The sequence below is a fragment of the Azospirillum sp. A29 genome, from assembly GCF_042604625.1.
GTDB classification, from domain to species: domain Bacteria; phylum Pseudomonadota; class Alphaproteobacteria; order Azospirillales; family Azospirillaceae; genus Azospirillum; species Azospirillum palustre.
The window spans coordinates 19,907-36,352 of sequence record NZ_CP170462.1 but is presented as its reverse complement, the minus strand read 5'-3'; the positions used below and the strand labels follow the sequence as shown (position 1 = coordinate 36,352).

The following is a 16,446-nucleotide window of genomic DNA, read 5'->3' as shown; positions in this document are numbered from 1 at the left end:
CCCCGGAGCCCTGCCGTTGCGTCAGCCTGGGGAATTTTCAGCCGCCCTTTCCGGGGAGTATCCAATCGGCACTGACACATGGATGACGAATTCGCCGCGCTCACCCTGCTTGACGCGGTCAGCCTGCATATGATCGCTCTCATCCAGCTCCCCCTGGACACCCTCAAAGTGGAATGGTGGAGCACACGTTCCCACAGTGTTCCCACATCCCGGACAATCTGATCACTTTCGTGTAGTGACCCCTATTTTGGCGAGATCGGTTTCCGCTGGGCACAGCGCACGGTGGCAGATCAGGCCCAACGCCGGACCCGCAAAGGGCGGACGGTGATCCAAACCCTCTGGTCCCGTGTTCCCGCAGCGCTCCAGCTTCCGGCCGTCTTCCGTTATGCTGTTGGACGCCAACTCCGGCGAACCAAGGACGGCGGGATCAGCATCCGCTCTGCCGTAGCTGTCTTTGGTTGATAATGGCGGCGTTGTTTGCCTAACAACCATCGCGCTCTCCTCTCTCTCGACAAAAGGGGCTGTCGGTGGCGGAACTTCCTAAGACTCTAAACTGTTTGACAGACATACTATAATATGTAAGCTAAGAATTTCTCGAGCGTTCGCAAGAGCATCGTGGGAGATATCGCCATGCACAGACTCGTTCTGCGCAGTGAGTTAAAATATGTCCTGCCATACGATGAAATAATAAATATTTGTTTCTCCTCGGCACGCTCAAACAAAGATAATAATGTCACGGGCTTTATGGTAGAGTGTGGCGGTGTTTTCATATTTTCAATAGAAGGAAAACCGGTTGGCTTAAGAAGAATAATCAGAAATATTAAAAATGAAGAGAGACACCAAAACATAAAAATTATATTCCATAACAAGTCTGCCTCGGCCAGATTGTTTGGATCTTGGTCGATGAACATGATGTTTCTTGATGACGCGCTTCTTTGGCAAAAAGCAATTGGCTCTTGCAAAGCTTACGATGGCTTTTATGCGAAATCCTATGATGCCGCTTTTGCTATTGGGGTCTTGATATTGTCGTACCGGTATGCGTGCGAGGCGTCACAGCTGAGTCCAGTGCCTTGCGAAGATCAATGCGGTCAGCTTCCCCATAGGGGTCAAATTCTGGGCGCCTAACCTGAATCTGCCGCGGCCGGAGTCCGGGCGGCGAGGAGGGAAGGCCGTACCGCCGGCGGTGTTGACCCGTGGGCCGGGGCCCGGGTCCCCGTTTGCCATAGCCGCGGGGTCGGTGTCCCCGGCGGGTCCCGTCCGCGAGTGCCCCACCCCCCTCGCTTTCGGTTGTGGAGGGGCGTTTTCCATATAATCTGTTCGGCGCCCCGGTTGGGCCATACAGAGCAAGGGCTTAGCGGACCCGGCGATTCATTGCCCATCCGGGGCACGGTGGGCCGGTCCCACACAAGGGATCTTCTCCCCTTGGCTCATCATGTAGGGGCCGGGTGCAGCAAACGACGGTCGCAACTGGACGAGTCGCAGGCCCCGAACAGGATCCGGCCAAGCCCCATCCCTTGCGTCCGCCTCGCCGCATGGCCATGCTCTGCACCCTCAAGTGGTCCCCACCCGATCACGACATCCAGCGGCCTGGAGCGGCCGGTCGCTGTCGCGAAAACGGCGGTGGCCGCCTCGCCGGCATGCCGGCGGCGCTCAGCTGGCCAGCACCAGCCCGGCCGGCTCCTCGATCTCCACCACGTCGACGTGAGGCCCTGCGCTTGGTGGCCACCGTCCGGCGCCGACGGCGCGGCGCCGCCCTGGGCGATCATATTTTTCGCGCATCCAGCGATGCGCGCGGTAGAATTCTCCCATGAAGGGGTGTCGCGAAAGGGAGAAGATGATGACTTCCAGCAAATGGGCGGCTGACCCGATCAGCCTGTTCGACACGCGCGGCGTCGACCTTTACCCCTTCGCCCTTCATGGTCTGGCCGACACCCTGGCCCATACGGTGACGGTCGGTCCTATCGTTGCAGGCATGACGCTGGCGCCGCTCCAGGCGCCCGATGACGCTGACCGCGACCAGTCGCGATAAGGAGGAGAGGTCATGGCTGTGAAGCGGATCGTGGCAAACATACCGGCGGAGCGGATCGACTTGGCGCGGTCGTTCTACGAGGTTGTGCTCGGTCTTGAGCTGGTCATGGATCATAGCTGGATCCTGACATTTGCCGCTCATGGACGTTGGCGCGAAAATTGGTCGGAGGTTGGCTGCGGCAGGATAGCGGGGTAGGAAAGCGGCCCCGCTGAAGCCGAGACCTCGATGCCATACAAAGCCAACGAGAGCCGCCGTCACACGATCCCGCGCGCCCACTATCGCGTGGAGAACTGGGCGGCCTACGATGCGGCGCTGCGCCGGCGCGGTGACCTGACGATATGGGTGATGCCGGAGGCGATCGCCACCTGGACGCCGGCTTCGGGCCGACGCGGCCGGCCAACGCGCTACTTGGACGTGGCGATCGAAGCCGGGCTGATGCTGCGTCTGGCGTTCGGTCGGCCATGGCGGCAGACCGAAGGTTTGCTGAGCTCGCTCATGCGCCTGCTCGGCCTGGACCTGCCGGTTCCGGATCACACGACGTTCTCCCGGCGCAGCGCCGATCTGGAGGTCGCATCAGCGCTTTCCAGGACGGACGGACCAGTCAACGTGGTGATCGACTCCACGGGGCTGAAGGTGTTCGGGAAAGGCGAGTGGCAATTGGAGAAGCATGGAGGCCAAGCGCGCCGAAGCTGGAAAAGCTCCACTTGGCGGTCGATCCCGATACCGGCGAGATCCTCGCCTCGGATCTGACGACCACGCAGGACGGCGATGCCTCGCTGGTCGGCCCGCTACTCGACCAGATCAAGCGCCTGATCGGCACGGTGCTGGCGGACGGCGCCTATGACGGTGAGCTGGTCTACTGCGCTGTCGCCGCCCACACACCCGCCGCCGAGGTGATCATTCCGCCACGCTCCACCGCGGTACCGAGCGAGACCGCTGCCGACGCCCTCAGCCAACGCGACCACCACATCCGTAGGATTGCCGAGCGTGGTCGGCAGGGCTGGCAGCGGGACGTCCGCTACGGCCGCCGCTCCTTGGGCGAGGTCGCGATGATGCGCTACAAGCAGCTGATCGGGCGCACCCTGCGTGCCCGGAATCTCCCTGCCCAGCAGGTCGAGGCCGCCTATGGCTGCAAAGTCATGAACATCATGACCAGCTTGGGAATGCCCGCCTCCCGCAAGGGTGCCTGATCCCCACCAGCCGCGGGTGGAATCCGCTCTCACGCCGAATTGTGCACCAAAGTGGAAGGTCAAGGTACTGCTGTCGGACGAGCATTTCTCGGTGGACGGCACGCTGATCGAAGCCTGGGCGTCGGTGAAGAGCTTCCGGCCCAAGGACGGCACTGGCGAGCCGCCGAGGCCGGGACGCAACGGCGAGCGCGACTTCCATGGCGAGAAGCGTTCCAACGAGACCCATGCCTCGACCAGCGATCCCGAGGCGCGGCTGTACCGCAAGGGCAACGGGCAGCCGGCGAAGCTGGCCTTCATGGGCCACGCCATGATGGAGAACCGGAACGCCCTGGTGGTGGATGTCCGGCTGACGGCAGCCACCGGCTTGGCCGAACGCGAGGCAGCGGTTTCCATGGTCGAGGCCATTCCCGGCCGTCACCGCATCACGGTGGGCGCCGACAAGGCTTACGACACCAAGGATTTCGTGGCGCACATGCGCGAGCTGGGCGCCGCTGCACATGTCGCGCAGAACACGAGCAACCGCCGCTCGGCGATCGACGGCCGGACCACCCGCCACCCTGTCTATGCCGTGTCCTTGCGCATCCGCAAACGGATTGAGGAGCTGTTCGGCTGGATCAAGGGAGCTGGCTTGCGCAAAACGCGTCATCGCGGCACGGCTCGCGTCGGTTGGATGTTCACCCTGACCGCTGCCGCCTACAACCTGATCCGCCTGCCAAAACTGCTGGCGGAGGCATAATCACGCCCGGACTCCGCCTCAACGGCGGCTCCGGGCGTCTCGGACCCGCGAAAAGGCGCTCCATTCTGACAAAAACGCACGCCGAAAACGCCATTTCCAAGCATCAGCGGACACAAAAAGTCAAAATATGTTCGTTTTTCCGCGTCCTGCTAATTGTTGATCTGTCGAGCGAGCCACATCATCTGCCTGCCGGCGGCCGGATTGATCCTGGGCCGCTCATTTTCAGCCTCTTCGACGGCGAGCCGGCATATGGCGGCGACGAGATTTCCTTTGAGTGGCGCGTCGAACTTCGTGTCGTGTTCCGCCAACCACCGCTCGACGAATTCCACCGCCTCGCCAACCAAACGGTCATCGATGTGGGGCAGCGGCATCCGCGGCCCATCTCCCGAAATCGTCATACTGCCCTGCCCTGTCAGCAACCAATTGATATCGAAGCCGAGTTCGGCGAGGGCCGCAAGCGTTTCTCCTTTCGGAGCCTTTCCATAGAGTTCATATGTCTGCCACGTATTCTCGCCTAGATTGAATCGTTTCGACATGGATCTTTGAGTTTCTTTCATATGATCCCTGATAATCTTCAGCCTTTCCGAGAGTCTATTCATAATCAAATCTCCGATTTTAAATCACTTCTTGACAGCAAAATCGATGCTTTCGCAAGTATTTATTTTAGACATTTATTAATGTGTATTCTGCTGAAAAGACGCCCGATTTTGCATCGGTAAGCACATTATTCAATGCACTGCCGCTCTTTGACAGTTGCCGACCAGAAGGTCACTTTCTGGAATATCCATAAGGAATATCAATAGATTAATGATGAATTCTTAGGCTTGCAAAGCCGTTCACCTATGCAAGGCAGAAAAATATAACCAATGCAATGATGTTGTTAAAGAATTTCAAAGAACTTCAGTTCCTCAAAATATGCATAAATTCAACGATTATCCTTTATTTTCGATGAAAACTTCATTTTATGATATTATCATTCTCTTGTAGTGGAATGATTTCTACCGTGACTTCTTATGTATGTCATAGGTAACGACTATAAAAAATTCCTATTTTGCTTTAATTTGTCCAAATTCGTAGGGACAAAACACGTAAAATCGTGTATCAATGCATTGTGTCTTCCGAAAGCCTCGATGACCCACCGGCCGCCACACTGCCGCCCGTGTCACGCCACCCATGTGTAGGGGATCCAAAATGAACATGTTGGACAGAGCATCAATTCGAATGAAGATCCTACTTTTGCAGAGCCTTGCCCTCGTACTACTTGTCATGCTCTGTGGGTTCTCTTTCTTTGAACTTTTAAAGCTGAACGCAGGGGCGAAAGACGTCCGTGAGAACGCGCTGCCATCCATTCAAGCACTTTCGGATATACATGAATCTATCCTGACGTATCGGGTTCAGGAGGCATATCACATCATCAGCGATACGGAGGAGAACCAGAAAAAGGCAGAGCTACGGCTATCTGACGCACTGAAGGATTTTGACGGAGCGAATGAGCGCTACCGCAAACTGGTCGAAGACGACGACCGCGAGAAAGCGCTATACGGCGAATTTCTTGCCATTTGGCGGAACTTCCAGACGATCAGCGCCGAAAAACTGCTTCCGCTGTCCCGCCGGAACCAGAACGACGCAGCGCTGGGTATCCTGCAGACTGAATCCCGCGAGGCCCTGCTCAAGACGGAAAGCGCGATCAAAACCCTGATCACCTATAATGCCGACCAAGCCAAGATAGCGGCGCGCGAGGGGGAAGCCGTCTATGACGAGGCGCTCGTCGGCACCGTGACCGCCATCGTGCTGGCGCTGGCGCTCTGCATCCTCGGCGGCTGGCTGGCGGTGAAAACCATCTCCAGTCCGATTTCGCGGCTGACCGGAACGATGCTCCTCCTGTCACAGCGCAATTATGCCGCCGCGGTCGATGGTGGCTCGCGCGGCGACGAGATTGGCGCGATGGCCCGTGCCGTCCAGGTCTTCAAGGACGGGCTGATCGAATCAGACCGGCTCGCCGCCGCCCAGGCAGAGGAACAGGCCGCCAAGGAAAAGCGCACCGAGACGGTCGACCGGCTGGTCGCCCGGTTCGAGCAGGACGCCGCCCAGGCCCTGCGCATGGTGGCCGCCGCCGCCACCGAACTGGACAGCACAGCCCAGGCGATGGAGGCGACGGCCCAGCGCACCAGCTCCCAGGCGGCGACCGCCGCCGCCGCCGCCGAACAGACCAGCGCCAACGTGCAGACGGTGGCGAGCGCAACGGAGGAAATGGCGGTCTCGGTCCGCGAGATCGCCGGCATGGTCACGCGTTCGACGGAAGTGGCCGGGCGGGCGGTCACCCAGGCCGAACGCACCAACGAGACGGTGCGCGGGCTGGCCGACACCGCCCAGCGCATCGGCGCGGTGGTGCAACTCATCACCAACATCGCCGGCCAGACCAATCTGCTGGCGTTGAACGCCACCATCGAGGCCGCCCGCGCCGGCGAGGCCGGCAAGGGCTTCGCCGTCGTCGCCAGCGAGGTGAAGAGCCTGGCCAACCAGACGGCGAAGGCGACGGAGGACATCGCCGCCCAGATCGCGGCGATCCAGGACGCGACCGGGGAGGCTGTCGGCGCCATCGCCGGTATCGGCGAAACCATCGGATCGATCAACGAGATCTCGGCCTCGATCGCCGCCGCGGTCGAGGAGCAGGGGGCGGCCACCGGCGAGATCGCCCGCAATGTCCAGCAGGCCGCGACCGGAACGCAGCAGGTGTCCGGCATCGTCGGCACCGTAACCCTGGCGACCGGCGAGACCGGCGCCGCGGCACGGCAGGTGCTGGGGTCGGCCGGCAGCCTGTCGCAGCAGGCCGAAACCCTGCGGGTGAACGTCGACCGTTTCCTGTCGTCGATCAAGGCGGCCTGACGGCTCTGGGCCTCGGACAAAGGCCCCGCGGGCAAAGGCGCTGGGCGCCCCCCCAGCCGTCTGTCCAATCCGAAGGCGGTGGCCCATTCAACCGGGATGACGGACATGGACGCTGAAGAAACCCGTTTCCCGAAGATCGGCCCGGCTTGTCGCGGTGCCTCCGGCAGGATCATCCGAACCTTCGACTGGTCCCGTACGCCTCTCGGGCCGGAGAAGGACTGGGCGGCGCCCCTGCGCGTCGTCGTGGATCTGGTGTCGGACTCCCCTCTGGCGAAGGCCGTCCTGTGGGGATCCGACCTCGTCCTGATTTACAACGATGCCTAGCTGTAGCGGCCCGAGATCATCGACGGTCGGACCCGAGATTCCGAGCGATTCCGGGACCGGATTGGCTGAGACGGGAAGCGGGCTCCGGCCCACATTCGGTGAGATGTGGCCCACAGTGTTTGAGACGGACCCGAGATCATGAGCGACGGCCCACACTCTGTGAGACAAGACCCTATCAGAGCGGGAGTCCGGCCGCCTGCATCTGCTGGGTCAGTTCCTGCGCTCTGGCGCCCCCCAGCTCACCGCACAGGAACTGTCGGATCTCCGCCGGCTTGACGCTGAACTGGTCGGCCAGGGAGCGCACACTGTAGCCGTGACGGGTCAGACGCGGCTCAAGGTCGTCGAGCTGACGCGACAGAATGCTTTCCACCACCTGGACCGTGACCGGACGACCACCGATCCGGAGTGCTTCCTCGAACGCGAGGGTCAGGTGCTGCTCGATCTGGAGCGGAGTCTTCAGGCGGCTGGCCAACAACTCCACAGCCGCCGTCTCGATCAGCTCGCCGATGTCGATGCCCTCACCGGCACAGCGTTCGAGGAGCCAACGGATGTAGGCGAGCTGGTTGCCCGCCATGCCGTCGAACTCGAACACCACCGAGCGGTAGCCGATCTCCTCCATGGTCGGCCGCCGGAGGTCGTTCCGGAGCTTGGGATGGCCCGCCAGCACGACGGAGAGCATGCCGCTGCCATCGGCCACCACCTCCATCAACCGCTTCAGGCCGATCAGCGTCTTGCCGTGCAGGTCGTGTGCTTCGTCCACGAACAAGGCCACCGGCTTGCGGCCGCGACGCACAAGCTGTTGCAACTCGCGCTCCCGCTTCTCGCCCAGGGTCGGGATCTTTGGATCCTTGTCCGGGGAAAGGTCGTGGAACAGCGCGGTGATGAGGGTCGGGATGGTGGTGCGGTCCTTGTCCACCGATAGGCTCTTCGACACGGTGACGCGCCCCTCGCGGGTCAGCTCGTCCTGAATGCGGCGGAGCAGTACGGTCTTGCCGCTGCCGACGACGCCAGCGACCGCTACCAGTCGGCCGACCAGGATGGATGCCTTCACATCCTTGATGAGTTGGCGGTGATGATCGGTTTCGTAATAGCCGGCCATCAGCAGGTCCCGCTCCAGCCTGAAATGCTCCATGACCTCCGTCAGCATGCCCCGCCCCCTCCCGTCCGCTGCCTGAAGTACGCCCGCACCCTCGTCAGCACCTCGTCCTTGGCTAGGGTCTCCCGCACCAGCGTGTCGATCCAGGCCCGGTCCTCGACCGGCAGCTTCGCCAACGCCAAGCCGACCTCACCGGCGATCGCCCGCTTGGCCGCGATGATGTCGAAAAAGGCCAGGGTGCGGTAGGGGTCCGGGTCGGCGAACGCCACCTTGGCGGCCGGTGCCGTAACGGGCGGTGGCAGGGGCAAGGTGCCGCCATCCAGGGCCGCGCGCGGCAGGCCGATGCGCTCCGCCAGTTCGGCCACCCGGTCGGCCCGTTCCTCGGATCTGGTCTTCTGGTGCTTGCGGTATTTGTGCAGCGGGATGGGGCCGCCGACCGGGCCGTAGGGTCCATACCGCCGGTCGCCGTGCTCGACGTAGAGTTCCTGGTCGAATAGTCCCCACCAGAGCACCACGTCCTCGCCGGCCAGGTCCGGATCGACCTCATAGGCCACGCCCTCCACGGTGATGCGGGTGTCGATGCCGACCTTGCGCCGTTCCGGTTCCCGCGCGAAGGCGCAGAACCGATCCCAAGCACACATCTCGCGATAGCCCTTCTCCGGCAGGTGCCGCACCCAGTCCTCGATGCGGCTGTGCGGCCCGGACCGGTGATCCTGGGCGTTGTAGCGGACGAGAAAGCGGCGCAGCCACAGGTTCGCCTCCGCCTCGTCCTGCGGTTCGTGGAAATGGTAGAGCGTCTCATGGACTTCCTTGACGGTACGGAACGGTCGCTCGACCTTGCCCTTCGAGCGGGCGGTGGTACGCCGGCCGTCGCTTCCCGCCGGCAGGTGGGTCATCACCTTGACGCCCAGGCAGGCCATGACGTTCTGGAACACGCGCGAGCGGGTGACTGGGCCGTTGTCCATGTAGATCGCCTCGGGGATGCCCTGGAACGGCATGTCCTCCTCGGGCTTGGCCGCCATGGCGTTGTAGAGGAAGCGCAGGGCCGACTCCGCGTCCTCGCCGTATACGCACCGGTACTCCTGGTACACGACGCCGCTGCGGTCATCAGCAATGCTGAACAGCATCAGGGTCGGTGCTCCACGGCCGGGCTCGATCCAGAGCGGCTGCTTGACGTGCTTCAGGTCCGATGGACTCATGTCGAACTGCCACAGTTCGTTCGACCGGCGCGCCTGGAAGCGGACCGCCGCCGGCGCGCGGGTCACCCTGGCATAATCCAGTCCCCAGGCGCGCAGATACCGGTTCACCGTGGTCTTATGCAGCGTGCCCGGCGCCGGCTGCACCAGCCCCTCCGGGGCCTCGACCCCATGCTCCTCCATCAACCGGATTGCCTGCACCGTTGAAAGATGGCGGCCCTTCCTGTTGGTTGTCCGCAGCTTCAGGGCGGCGACGATCTCGCAGTAACGCTCCATCTCCGCGGCAGGAATCTTCCGCGGTTTGCCCCGGTCGGCCCGGCGAAGAGCCTTGGGCCGAAGGGATTGCTGAAGGGCGCGGTAGAGGGTAGCGCGGGACATGCCGTAGAGTTCCCTGACCGACCGCAGGATCTCGGCACGGTCTGGATGACGGGATGGCAGCGTGTCCAGCCGGCGGCGCAGATGCACCAGCGCTTCGGCCGGAATCCGCCGCCCGTCACTCACCGGCCATCTCCTCAATGTAGGCGTAGAGTGTCGGCTTGGAGATGCCCATGAGCCGGCAGATCTCCATCACCGTATGCTTGCGTTCCTGGTAGAGCTGGACGGCGAGCCGGCGTTTGTCGGGGTCCAGCACCTTGCGGCGCCCGCCCAACCGGCCGCGGGCCCGGGCCGCGCTAAGCCCGGCCTGGGTGCGTTTCCGCACGAGGTTGCGCTCGAATTCGGCGAGGGCTCCGAACATATGGAATACCAGCCGTCCGCCACTCGACCCGGTGTCGATGGCATCGTGCAAGCTACGCAGCCCGACGCCGGCGGCATCGAGCCGTTCGGCCAGCTCGATGAGGTCCTTCAGGGACCGCCCCAACCGGTCGAGCCGCCAGACGACCAGCGTGTCGCCCCGGCGTACCACGTCAAGCGCGGCGGCAAGACCAGGGCGGTCCGTCCTGGCACCGCTGCGGCGATCCTCGAAGATCCTCTCGCACCCGGCCCCGCCAAGTGCATCCCGCTGAAGGTGCAGGTTCTGGTCGTCGGTCGATACCCGTGCGTAGCCGATCAACATGGGCTAAGCCCCCCGGTTGGGCAGGAAACCCGTGGTCCGCACTCAATACCAGACGATGAATGACTGACCGGATTCCTTCACCACATCGGTGGCGGCGCGACGAGGTGTTCACGATGACGCAGGCGGGGTAAAGCAAACGGCCGTTTGTCTGCCCTCACCTGCAGCAGGGAAGCGGAGTTGTCCAGGTTACAGTCGGGAAATCGCCTCCATGACAGCGAATACTCGTGTGTTCATTTTGAATATCTCAATGAGGTAGACCTTTAGCGAGCAGACCTTCTGGATAGAACATATACCGCTTCTGTCAACATCCTTTCTAGATACATTTTCCAGAAAGATTTATCTGGACAAGGAAGTGAATCTCATAAAAATACAACTGAGAATACGAAGAGGTTTGACAAGGAAGGATCAGCAATGATCATACTCGGCTTGACGAAACATTATGAGATAAAAGCAAAAATTAACACTTTTGAGAGATTCCAAGCGGTAATTGAACTCGACCTTAATGGCAACATTATAACAGCCAATGAGAAATTCTTAAGAGCGTTCGGCTACACGCTCCCGGAGCTCCAGGGCAAGCACCACAGCATATTTGTCGATGAAACAGAAAAGGTTAGCGGCGAAGACCGACGCTTCTGGGAGGCCCTGAACCGCGGCGAAGACCAGACGGCAGAGTACCTGAGATTTGGCAAAGGCGGCCGGAAGGTTTGGATTCAGGCAATCTACAATCTAATCCTCGGGCGGGCCGGACACCTTCTCAAAATTGTCGGATTCGCCACCGACATCACCCAGCAGAAACTGAAGACGGCGGATCACCAAGGCCACATGGATGCCGTTCATAAGTCTCAGGCGGTCATTCAGTTCAAAATGGACGGCACCATCGTTGAGGCAAACGAAAATTTCTTGCGTGTCTTCGGCTATGATCTCCCCGAAATCCAGGGCCGGCATCATCGCATGTTCGTGGAGCCGGCATTCCGGGACACCGCGGATTACTGCCGCTTCTGGGAGGCGCTGAAACGGGGCGAGTTCCAGGCCGCCGAGTACAAGCGTCTGGGCAAAGGCGGCCGGGAGGTCTGGATCCAGGCGACTTACAATCCGGTTCTCGATCCCGTCGGAAAGCCGTTGAAGATCGTCAAGCTTGCTACGGACATTACCCCGCAGGTCCAGGAGCGCTTGCGCCGTGCTGCTCTTCAAAAAGAGGTCGACATCAGCCTCGGCGAGGTCATCGGTGCCGTCTTGACGGCGAACGAACAGGCCACCGGCGTCGCTGGTGCGTCGGCCCTGATCTCATCAAACGTCCAGGCAGCAGCAATCGGTGCGGAGGAATTGGCCGCATCCATCGGCGAGATCGGGCGCCGCATGTCCGACGCCGCGCTGGTCACCGAACAGGCGGTGGAACAGGCCAACCATACCAACGCCATCATGACGAGTCTCGCCGAGACGGCCAATCGGATCGGCAGCGTAGTAAGCCTGATCCAGCAGATCGCCAGCCAGACCAATCTCCTGGCGCTCAACGCCACGATCGAAGCGGCGCGGGCCGGTGAGGCCGGCAAGGGCTTCTCGGTGGTCGCGTCCGAGGTCAAGAACCTCGCAACCCAGACGGCCAAGGCTACGGATGACATATCCGAGCAGATCTCCGGCGTTCAGGCGGCGACTGCCGAAGTGGTCGAAGCCATCAACGGCATTTCCGGCATTATCGCACAAATCAACGACATTTCGATCGCCATCGCCTCGGCCGTGGAGGAGCAGGACGCAATGACTCGCGAAATGGCGGCCAACATGAATGGTGCCGCGCAGGGCGTCGGCAACGTCAGCGCCGGCATGAGCACGATCACTTCAGCCATACGCGTCGTGAACGATGCCACCGTCAAGGTGAGAAGAATGTCTCAATCCTTGGTGCAGTAGCACGGACCGCCCGTATTCCGGCGACCTTGAGAGCATTCACTCCGGTAAAGATTCAAGGAAAAGCGCGGATGTTCATAGTAGCACGGAACAACGTCAAAATTTCGGGCCAGGGGACGCGGACGATCATGTTCGCTCATGGTTTCGGCTGCAACCAACATATGTGGCGTTTCGTGACACCGGCTTTCGAAGACCACTACCGCATCGTAACCTTTGACCATGTCGGCGCCGGGAGATCGGATCTCTCAGCCTATGACTATGCCAAATATGCGTCACTCGATGGTTATGCCTCGGATGTGGTCGAGATCGCCCGCGAATTCGACGTGAAGAATGGCGTCTTCGTCGGCCATTCGGTCAGCGCGATGATCGGCGTGCTGGCTGTGGCTCGCGATCCCATCCTCTTCTCGAGGCTCATGCTGATCGGCCCCTCACCGTGCTATATTGACGATGGCGACTATGTCGGCGGTTTCTCGAAAGCGCAGATTAATGATCTGCTGGATTTTCTCGGCAGCAACCACATGGGCTGGTCGCGGACGATGGCACCGGGCATCATGGGCAACCCGGACAAACCCGCACTCGGCGAAGAACTGGCCAACAGTTTCTGCCGGACGGATCCCGAGATCGCCAAGCATTTCGCGCGGACAACCTTCCTCTCCGACAACCGCAAGGATCTCGGGGGCGTGGTCATTCCGTCCCTGATCCTGCAATGTTCCGAGGACATCATCGCGCCGGAAGCCGTTGGCCGCTATGTCCATACGCACTTGGCCAACAGCACGCTGGTGCTGATGTCCGCGACCGGGCACTGTCCCAATCTCAGCGCGCCACATGAGACGATCGACGCCATCGAATGCTTTCTGGCCTGTTCATGATGGGCGCGCAGGGAGAAGAAGAACTGTGGGACCTGTTCGAGAACGCTCCTTGCGGATACATCTCGGTTGACGCGTGCGGTCGTATCCTGCTGACCAACCGGACCCTCACCGATTGGCTGGGCATCGGAGCGGGCGAAGCTGCCGGCCGGCGGTTCATTGATTATCTGTCCGTTCCCAGCAAGATTTTCTTCCAGACCCATTTCGATCCGCTCATCCGCATGCAGGAGTCCTTCAACGAGGTCGCTCTGGACATGATCACCGCAAAGGGAACGGAGCTGCCGGTTCTGGTCAATGCCGTTGTGCGCCGGAATGGGAGTGGCGATCTCGCCTGCATCCGCATCACCATATTTAACGCCACCGAACGACGGTGCCACGAGAGGGAACTGCTTGTGGCGCATGCCGAGGCGCGGCAAGCAATCGGAGAATTGAAGGCATTGAACGCGACCCTTGAATCGCGGGTTGCTACAGCGGCCCAGGAGCGGACGGCGGCAGAGGCTGCACTCGGCTATGCAATGAAGATGGAGGCATTCGGCCACCTCGCCGGAGGCATCGTGCATGACTTCAAAAACATGCTGACTGTCGTCATCAGCGGCTTATCGGTCCTCCAACATCGAATCGTCAAGCAAGACCTTCGGGACGTTGATAAACTGGTTGCCGCTACCATGGACGGTGCGAACCGTGCCGCCAAGCTTACCCAGCGGCTTCTCGCCCTCTCCCGGCAGCAGCCGTCGCCCGAGTCCCTCGATGTCAATGGCCTCATCACATGCGTGCTCGAACTGGTCGGCTCAGTCCTGAACGGCCGCATCGACATCCAAGCCACATTGGCCGATCGGATCGGAACGGTTATGGTCGATGCGAGCCAGTTCGAGAGCGCGCTTCTTAATCTGATCGTCAACGCCCGCGATGCCATGCCCGATGGAGGGAAGATCAGTGTCATCACCTCCGAGATCGACATCCAGGAAGGCCTATACCCTGGTGTCAAGCAGGGTTGCTATGTGTCCGTCGCCGTCGCGGATACCGGGGTTGGAATGCCCCCCGATGTCGTTGCCCGAGCCTTCGATCCGTTCTTCACCACCAAAGACGTGGGAAAAGGCACCGGTCTTGGACTGAGCCAAGTCTTTGGCTTCGCGAAACAATCAGGCGGCCATGTTGAGATTGCTTCCAAGTCACAGCATGGCGCAACGATCACGATCCTGTTGCCGGTGTCCGCGAAGGGATCTATACGGGAAATCGACTGATGGTTGAAGTCGTCAACGTTGCATAATATATTTTATGCTTATCTTGAAGCATCACAAGAAAATAATGTTTTCAGTCTTAAAAAATATCTGTGCATTTTGACCGGACCGTAGTCTCACAGAGTGTGGGCCACATCTCACCGAATATGGGCCAGAGCCCGCTTCCCGTCTCAGCCAATCCGGTCCCGGAATCGCGCAGAATCTCGGGTCCGACCGCCGATGATCTCGGGCCGCTACACCTACCGCCGGATTGCCGCCGGACGACGTTGGTGCAGAACTCGGCGCGTTGATGGACTCCGCCCTGGAAAGTTGTCGTTCAGGCGACCTTGCGGGAGGCCGGCATGCCGAGGCTGGTCATCATGTTCATGACCTTGCAGCCGACCGCTTCCTCGATTTTCTGGGCAGGCAGAGTTCGGGCGCGGAGGCTGCGCCCGATCAAGGTCTTGTACCGCAACATCGCCACCTCGACCAACGCTCTCCTGCCGTATTGCACGGCTCGCTGCCAGCCCAGCCGACCACGCTCCGTGATCGTCCGGATGTGGCGGTCGCGCCGGGTGGGTGCTCTCTCGGCGGTGTCGCTCACCACCGCGGTCGCGCGCGGCGGGATGATCACCTCGGCGTCCGGCGCACGCTCGGCGACAGCACGGTAGACGGGCTCGCCGTCGTAGGCGCCGTCCGCCAGGACCGCGCCGATCGGGATCGGGATCTGGTCGAGCAACGGACCGACCAGCGAGGCGTCTCCCTCCTCGTTGCCCGTCAACGCCGAGGCAAGGATTTCGCCGGTGGCGGGATCAACGGCCAGGTGCAGCTTGCGCCAGCATCGGCGCGCAGTGCCGCCGTGCTTTTCCAGGTGCCACTCGCCCCGGCCGAACACCTTCAGCCCGGTGGAATCGATGACCACGGTGACCGGCCCGTCCGTCCTGGCCAGGGTGCTTGCCATCTCCAGATCGGCGCTGCGCCGGGAAAACGTCGTGTGATCCGAGACCGGCAGGTCCAGGCCGAGCAGGCGCATGAGCGCGCCCAGCAAACCCTCGGTCTGCCGCCATGGCCGACCGAACGCCAGCCGCAGCATCAGCCCGGTCTCGATGGCGAGGTCGGAGTAGCGCGCGGGCCAGCCACCCCGTCTCGTGGCGGGTGGCGTCCACGCGTCGATCGCCTCCGGCGTCACCCAGATCGTCAGGTCGCCCCGCTGGCGCAGTGCCGCATCGTAGGCCGCCCAGTTCTCCACACGGTACCGGGCCTTCGGGATCTTGTGGCGGCGCGGCTCATTGGTCTTGTGGGGCATCGAGGTCTCGGCTTCAGCGGGCCGCTTCTATATCCGCTCGCCCTCCAGACCACCAGCCCGCCCTTTTTGCACCAACGTCCAGACTCTAGGCTATTGGTTTTCCGTGCGATTCACGTTTTAAGCGATTCCTCTTGAACCGATCATGCTCTAGGCTGAGCACAGCGGCGGCGATGGCGATCTCGGTGGCCTGCACTCGGTCGGTATGGAACTGCAGGGTCGGTCCGAAGACCTGCTTCCAGCATCCGATCTGTCCCTCGACCTTTGCCCTCTGATTGTAGCCGCTGCTCCGCTGCCAAGCCATGCGCTCGGTCTCGGCGACCACCTGAATGCGGTGGTCGCGTTGCGTGGGCACGGTCGAGGCGGTGTCGCTGAGCACGGCGTCCACCCGAGGCGGCGCGGCCACAGCCGCTTCGGGATGGCGCTCGTGCATGGTGGCGTAGACGGCGCTCCGGTCGTAGGCGCCATCGCCGGTGAGTGCTACCACCGGGCCGGTGACCTAGTCGAGCAACGGGCCGCCATCAACGTCGCGGTCGGTCAGCGTGGCGGCGGCGATCCGCGCCGCTCGCCGCCTCCATGCCAACATGCAACCTCTTCCAGGAGCGCTGCTCCCTGGTGCCGTGCTTTTCGATCAGCCACTCGCCCGGCCC

15 protein-coding genes and 3 pseudogenes are annotated in these 16,446 nt (G+C 61.5%); 12 read left to right on the top strand and 6 right to left on the bottom strand.

The window, feature by feature from the left end; all coding sequences use genetic code 11:
- Nucleotides 1-78: 78 nt before the first annotated feature.
- From ABNQ38_RS07465 to ABNQ38_RS07435, 7 genes and pseudogenes are all read left to right on the top strand, one after another.
- Nucleotides 79-222 (top strand): hypothetical protein, encoded by a 144-nt coding sequence (locus ABNQ38_RS07465; protein ID WP_377806508.1) that lies wholly within the window; start codon nt 79-81, stop codon nt 220-222.
- A 12-nt stretch (nt 223-234) separates the two neighbouring features.
- Nucleotides 235-462, top strand: a pseudogene (locus ABNQ38_RS07460) (IS1595 family transposase); the annotation flags it as partial.
- Between the two features lie 168 nt (nt 463-630).
- Nucleotides 631-1,125 carry a BLUF domain-containing protein gene (locus ABNQ38_RS07455; protein ID WP_377806507.1) on the top strand — a complete coding sequence of 165 codons (495 nt, stop codon included), beginning with the start codon at nt 631-633 and terminating at the stop codon, nt 1,123-1,125.
- 709 nt (nt 1,126-1,834) lie between these two features.
- A complete protein-coding gene (locus tag ABNQ38_RS07450; RefSeq protein WP_377806506.1) occupies nt 1,835-2,029 on the top strand; it encodes a hypothetical protein in 195 nt (64 codons plus the stop codon).
- Between the two features lie 12 nt (nt 2,030-2,041).
- The gene (locus tag ABNQ38_RS07445; RefSeq protein WP_377806505.1) at nt 2,042-2,224 is read left to right on the top strand and encodes a hypothetical protein; all 183 of its coding nucleotides are present in this window, start codon (nt 2,042-2,044) and stop codon (nt 2,222-2,224) included.
- A 30-nt stretch (nt 2,225-2,254) separates the two neighbouring features.
- Nucleotides 2,255-3,219, top strand: a pseudogene (locus ABNQ38_RS07440) (IS5 family transposase).
- 55 nt (nt 3,220-3,274) lie between these two features.
- Nucleotides 3,275-3,955: pseudogene (locus tag ABNQ38_RS07435) on the top strand (IS5 family transposase); the annotation flags it as partial.
- Between the two features lie 149 nt (nt 3,956-4,104).
- On the opposite strand, the gene ABNQ38_RS07430 reads toward ABNQ38_RS07435, so the two are convergent.
- The gene (locus tag ABNQ38_RS07430) at nt 4,105-4,491 is read right to left on the bottom strand and encodes a hypothetical protein (RefSeq protein WP_377806504.1); all 387 of its coding nucleotides are present in this window, start codon (nt 4,489-4,491) and stop codon (nt 4,105-4,107) included.
- Between the two features lie 655 nt (nt 4,492-5,146).
- On the opposite strand from ABNQ38_RS07430, the gene ABNQ38_RS07425 reads away from it, so the two are divergent.
- Nucleotides 5,147-6,841, top strand: coding sequence for a methyl-accepting chemotaxis protein (locus ABNQ38_RS07425; protein WP_377806503.1), 1,695 nt, complete (start codon nt 5,147-5,149; stop codon nt 6,839-6,841).
- Between the two features lie 105 nt (nt 6,842-6,946).
- The gene (locus ABNQ38_RS07420; RefSeq protein WP_377806502.1) at nt 6,947-7,165 is read left to right on the top strand and encodes a hypothetical protein; all 219 of its coding nucleotides are present in this window, start codon (nt 6,947-6,949) and stop codon (nt 7,163-7,165) included.
- A gap of 175 nt (nt 7,166-7,340) precedes the next feature.
- On the opposite strand, the gene ABNQ38_RS07415 is transcribed toward ABNQ38_RS07420, so the two are convergent.
- The 3 genes from ABNQ38_RS07415 to ABNQ38_RS07405 are packed head-to-tail and all read right to left on the bottom strand — an operon-like array spanning nt 7,341 to nt 10,511.
- The gene (locus ABNQ38_RS07415) at nt 7,341-8,312 is read right to left on the bottom strand and encodes an ExeA family protein (protein ID WP_377806501.1); all 972 of its coding nucleotides are present in this window, start codon (nt 8,310-8,312) and stop codon (nt 7,341-7,343) included.
- Nucleotides 8,306-9,940: an IS481 family transposase gene (locus ABNQ38_RS07410; RefSeq protein ID WP_377806739.1), complete on the bottom strand. Its 1,635-nt coding sequence runs from the start codon at nt 9,938-9,940 to the stop codon at nt 8,306-8,308. The genes ABNQ38_RS07415 and ABNQ38_RS07410 overlap by 7 nt, the downstream gene beginning before the upstream one ends.
- A gap of 10 nt (nt 9,941-9,950) precedes the next feature.
- Nucleotides 9,951-10,511 carry a recombinase family protein gene (locus tag ABNQ38_RS07405; protein ID WP_377806500.1) on the bottom strand — a complete coding sequence of 187 codons (561 nt, stop codon included), beginning with the start codon at nt 10,509-10,511 and terminating at the stop codon, nt 9,951-9,953.
- 411 nt (nt 10,512-10,922) lie between these two features.
- Between ABNQ38_RS07405 and ABNQ38_RS07400 the strand changes: the two genes are divergently transcribed.
- The 3 genes from ABNQ38_RS07400 (at nt 10,923) to ABNQ38_RS07390 (ending at nt 14,517) form a co-directional block, all read left to right on the top strand.
- A complete protein-coding gene (locus tag ABNQ38_RS07400; protein WP_377806499.1) occupies nt 10,923-12,413 on the top strand; it encodes a PAS domain S-box protein in 1,491 nt (496 codons plus the stop codon).
- Between the two features lie 68 nt (nt 12,414-12,481).
- A complete protein-coding gene (locus tag ABNQ38_RS07395; protein WP_377806498.1) occupies nt 12,482-13,279 on the top strand; it encodes an alpha/beta fold hydrolase in 798 nt (265 codons plus the stop codon).
- Nucleotides 13,258-14,517 carry an ATP-binding protein gene (locus ABNQ38_RS07390; protein WP_377806497.1) on the top strand — a complete coding sequence of 420 codons (1,260 nt, stop codon included), beginning with the start codon at nt 13,258-13,260 and terminating at the stop codon, nt 14,515-14,517. The genes ABNQ38_RS07395 and ABNQ38_RS07390 overlap by 22 nt, the downstream gene beginning before the upstream one ends.
- Before the next feature lie 313 nt (nt 14,518-14,830).
- Here ABNQ38_RS07390 and ABNQ38_RS07385 read toward each other — a convergent pair whose 3' ends face one another.
- Together ABNQ38_RS07385 and ABNQ38_RS07380 are read right to left on the bottom strand one after the other, a co-directional pair.
- A complete protein-coding gene (locus ABNQ38_RS07385) occupies nt 14,831-15,799 on the bottom strand; it encodes an IS5 family transposase (protein ID WP_377806496.1) in 969 nt (322 codons plus the stop codon).
- 85 nt (nt 15,800-15,884) lie between these two features.
- A complete protein-coding gene (locus ABNQ38_RS07380) occupies nt 15,885-16,283 on the bottom strand; it encodes a hypothetical protein (protein WP_377806495.1) in 399 nt (132 codons plus the stop codon).
- Nucleotides 16,284-16,446: the final 163 nt, after the last annotated feature.

Excerpts from the sequence above, each read along its gene's own strand:
- ABNQ38_RS07465 (WP_377806508.1), top strand. The coding sequence starts at position 79 with ATGGATGACGAATTCGCCGCGCTCACCCTGCTTGACGCGGTCAGCCTG.
- ABNQ38_RS07455 (WP_377806507.1), top strand. The coding sequence starts at position 631 with ATGCACAGACTCGTTCTGCGCAGTGAGTTAAAATATGTCCTGCCATAC.
- ABNQ38_RS07450 (WP_377806506.1), top strand. The coding sequence starts at position 1,835 with ATGATGACTTCCAGCAAATGGGCGGCTGACCCGATCAGCCTGTTCGAC.
- ABNQ38_RS07445 (WP_377806505.1), top strand. The coding sequence starts at position 2,042 with ATGGCTGTGAAGCGGATCGTGGCAAACATACCGGCGGAGCGGATCGAC.
- ABNQ38_RS07430 (WP_377806504.1), bottom strand. The coding sequence starts at position 4,491 with ATGTCGAAACGATTCAATCTAGGCGAGAATACGTGGCAGACATATGAA.
- ABNQ38_RS07425 (WP_377806503.1), top strand. The coding sequence starts at position 5,147 with ATGAACATGTTGGACAGAGCATCAATTCGAATGAAGATCCTACTTTTG.
- ABNQ38_RS07420 (WP_377806502.1), top strand. The coding sequence starts at position 6,947 with ATGGACGCTGAAGAAACCCGTTTCCCGAAGATCGGCCCGGCTTGTCGC.
- ABNQ38_RS07415 (WP_377806501.1), bottom strand. The coding sequence starts at position 8,312 with ATGCTGACGGAGGTCATGGAGCATTTCAGGCTGGAGCGGGACCTGCTG.
- ABNQ38_RS07405 (WP_377806500.1), bottom strand. The coding sequence starts at position 10,511 with ATGTTGATCGGCTACGCACGGGTATCGACCGACGACCAGAACCTGCAC.
- ABNQ38_RS07400 (WP_377806499.1), top strand. The coding sequence starts at position 10,923 with ATGATCATACTCGGCTTGACGAAACATTATGAGATAAAAGCAAAAATT.
- ABNQ38_RS07395 (WP_377806498.1), top strand. The coding sequence starts at position 12,482 with ATGTTCATAGTAGCACGGAACAACGTCAAAATTTCGGGCCAGGGGACG.
- ABNQ38_RS07390 (WP_377806497.1), top strand. The coding sequence starts at position 13,258 with ATGCTTTCTGGCCTGTTCATGATGGGCGCGCAGGGAGAAGAAGAACTG.
- ABNQ38_RS07385 (WP_377806496.1), bottom strand. The coding sequence starts at position 15,799 with ATGCCCCACAAGACCAATGAGCCGCGCCGCCACAAGATCCCGAAGGCC.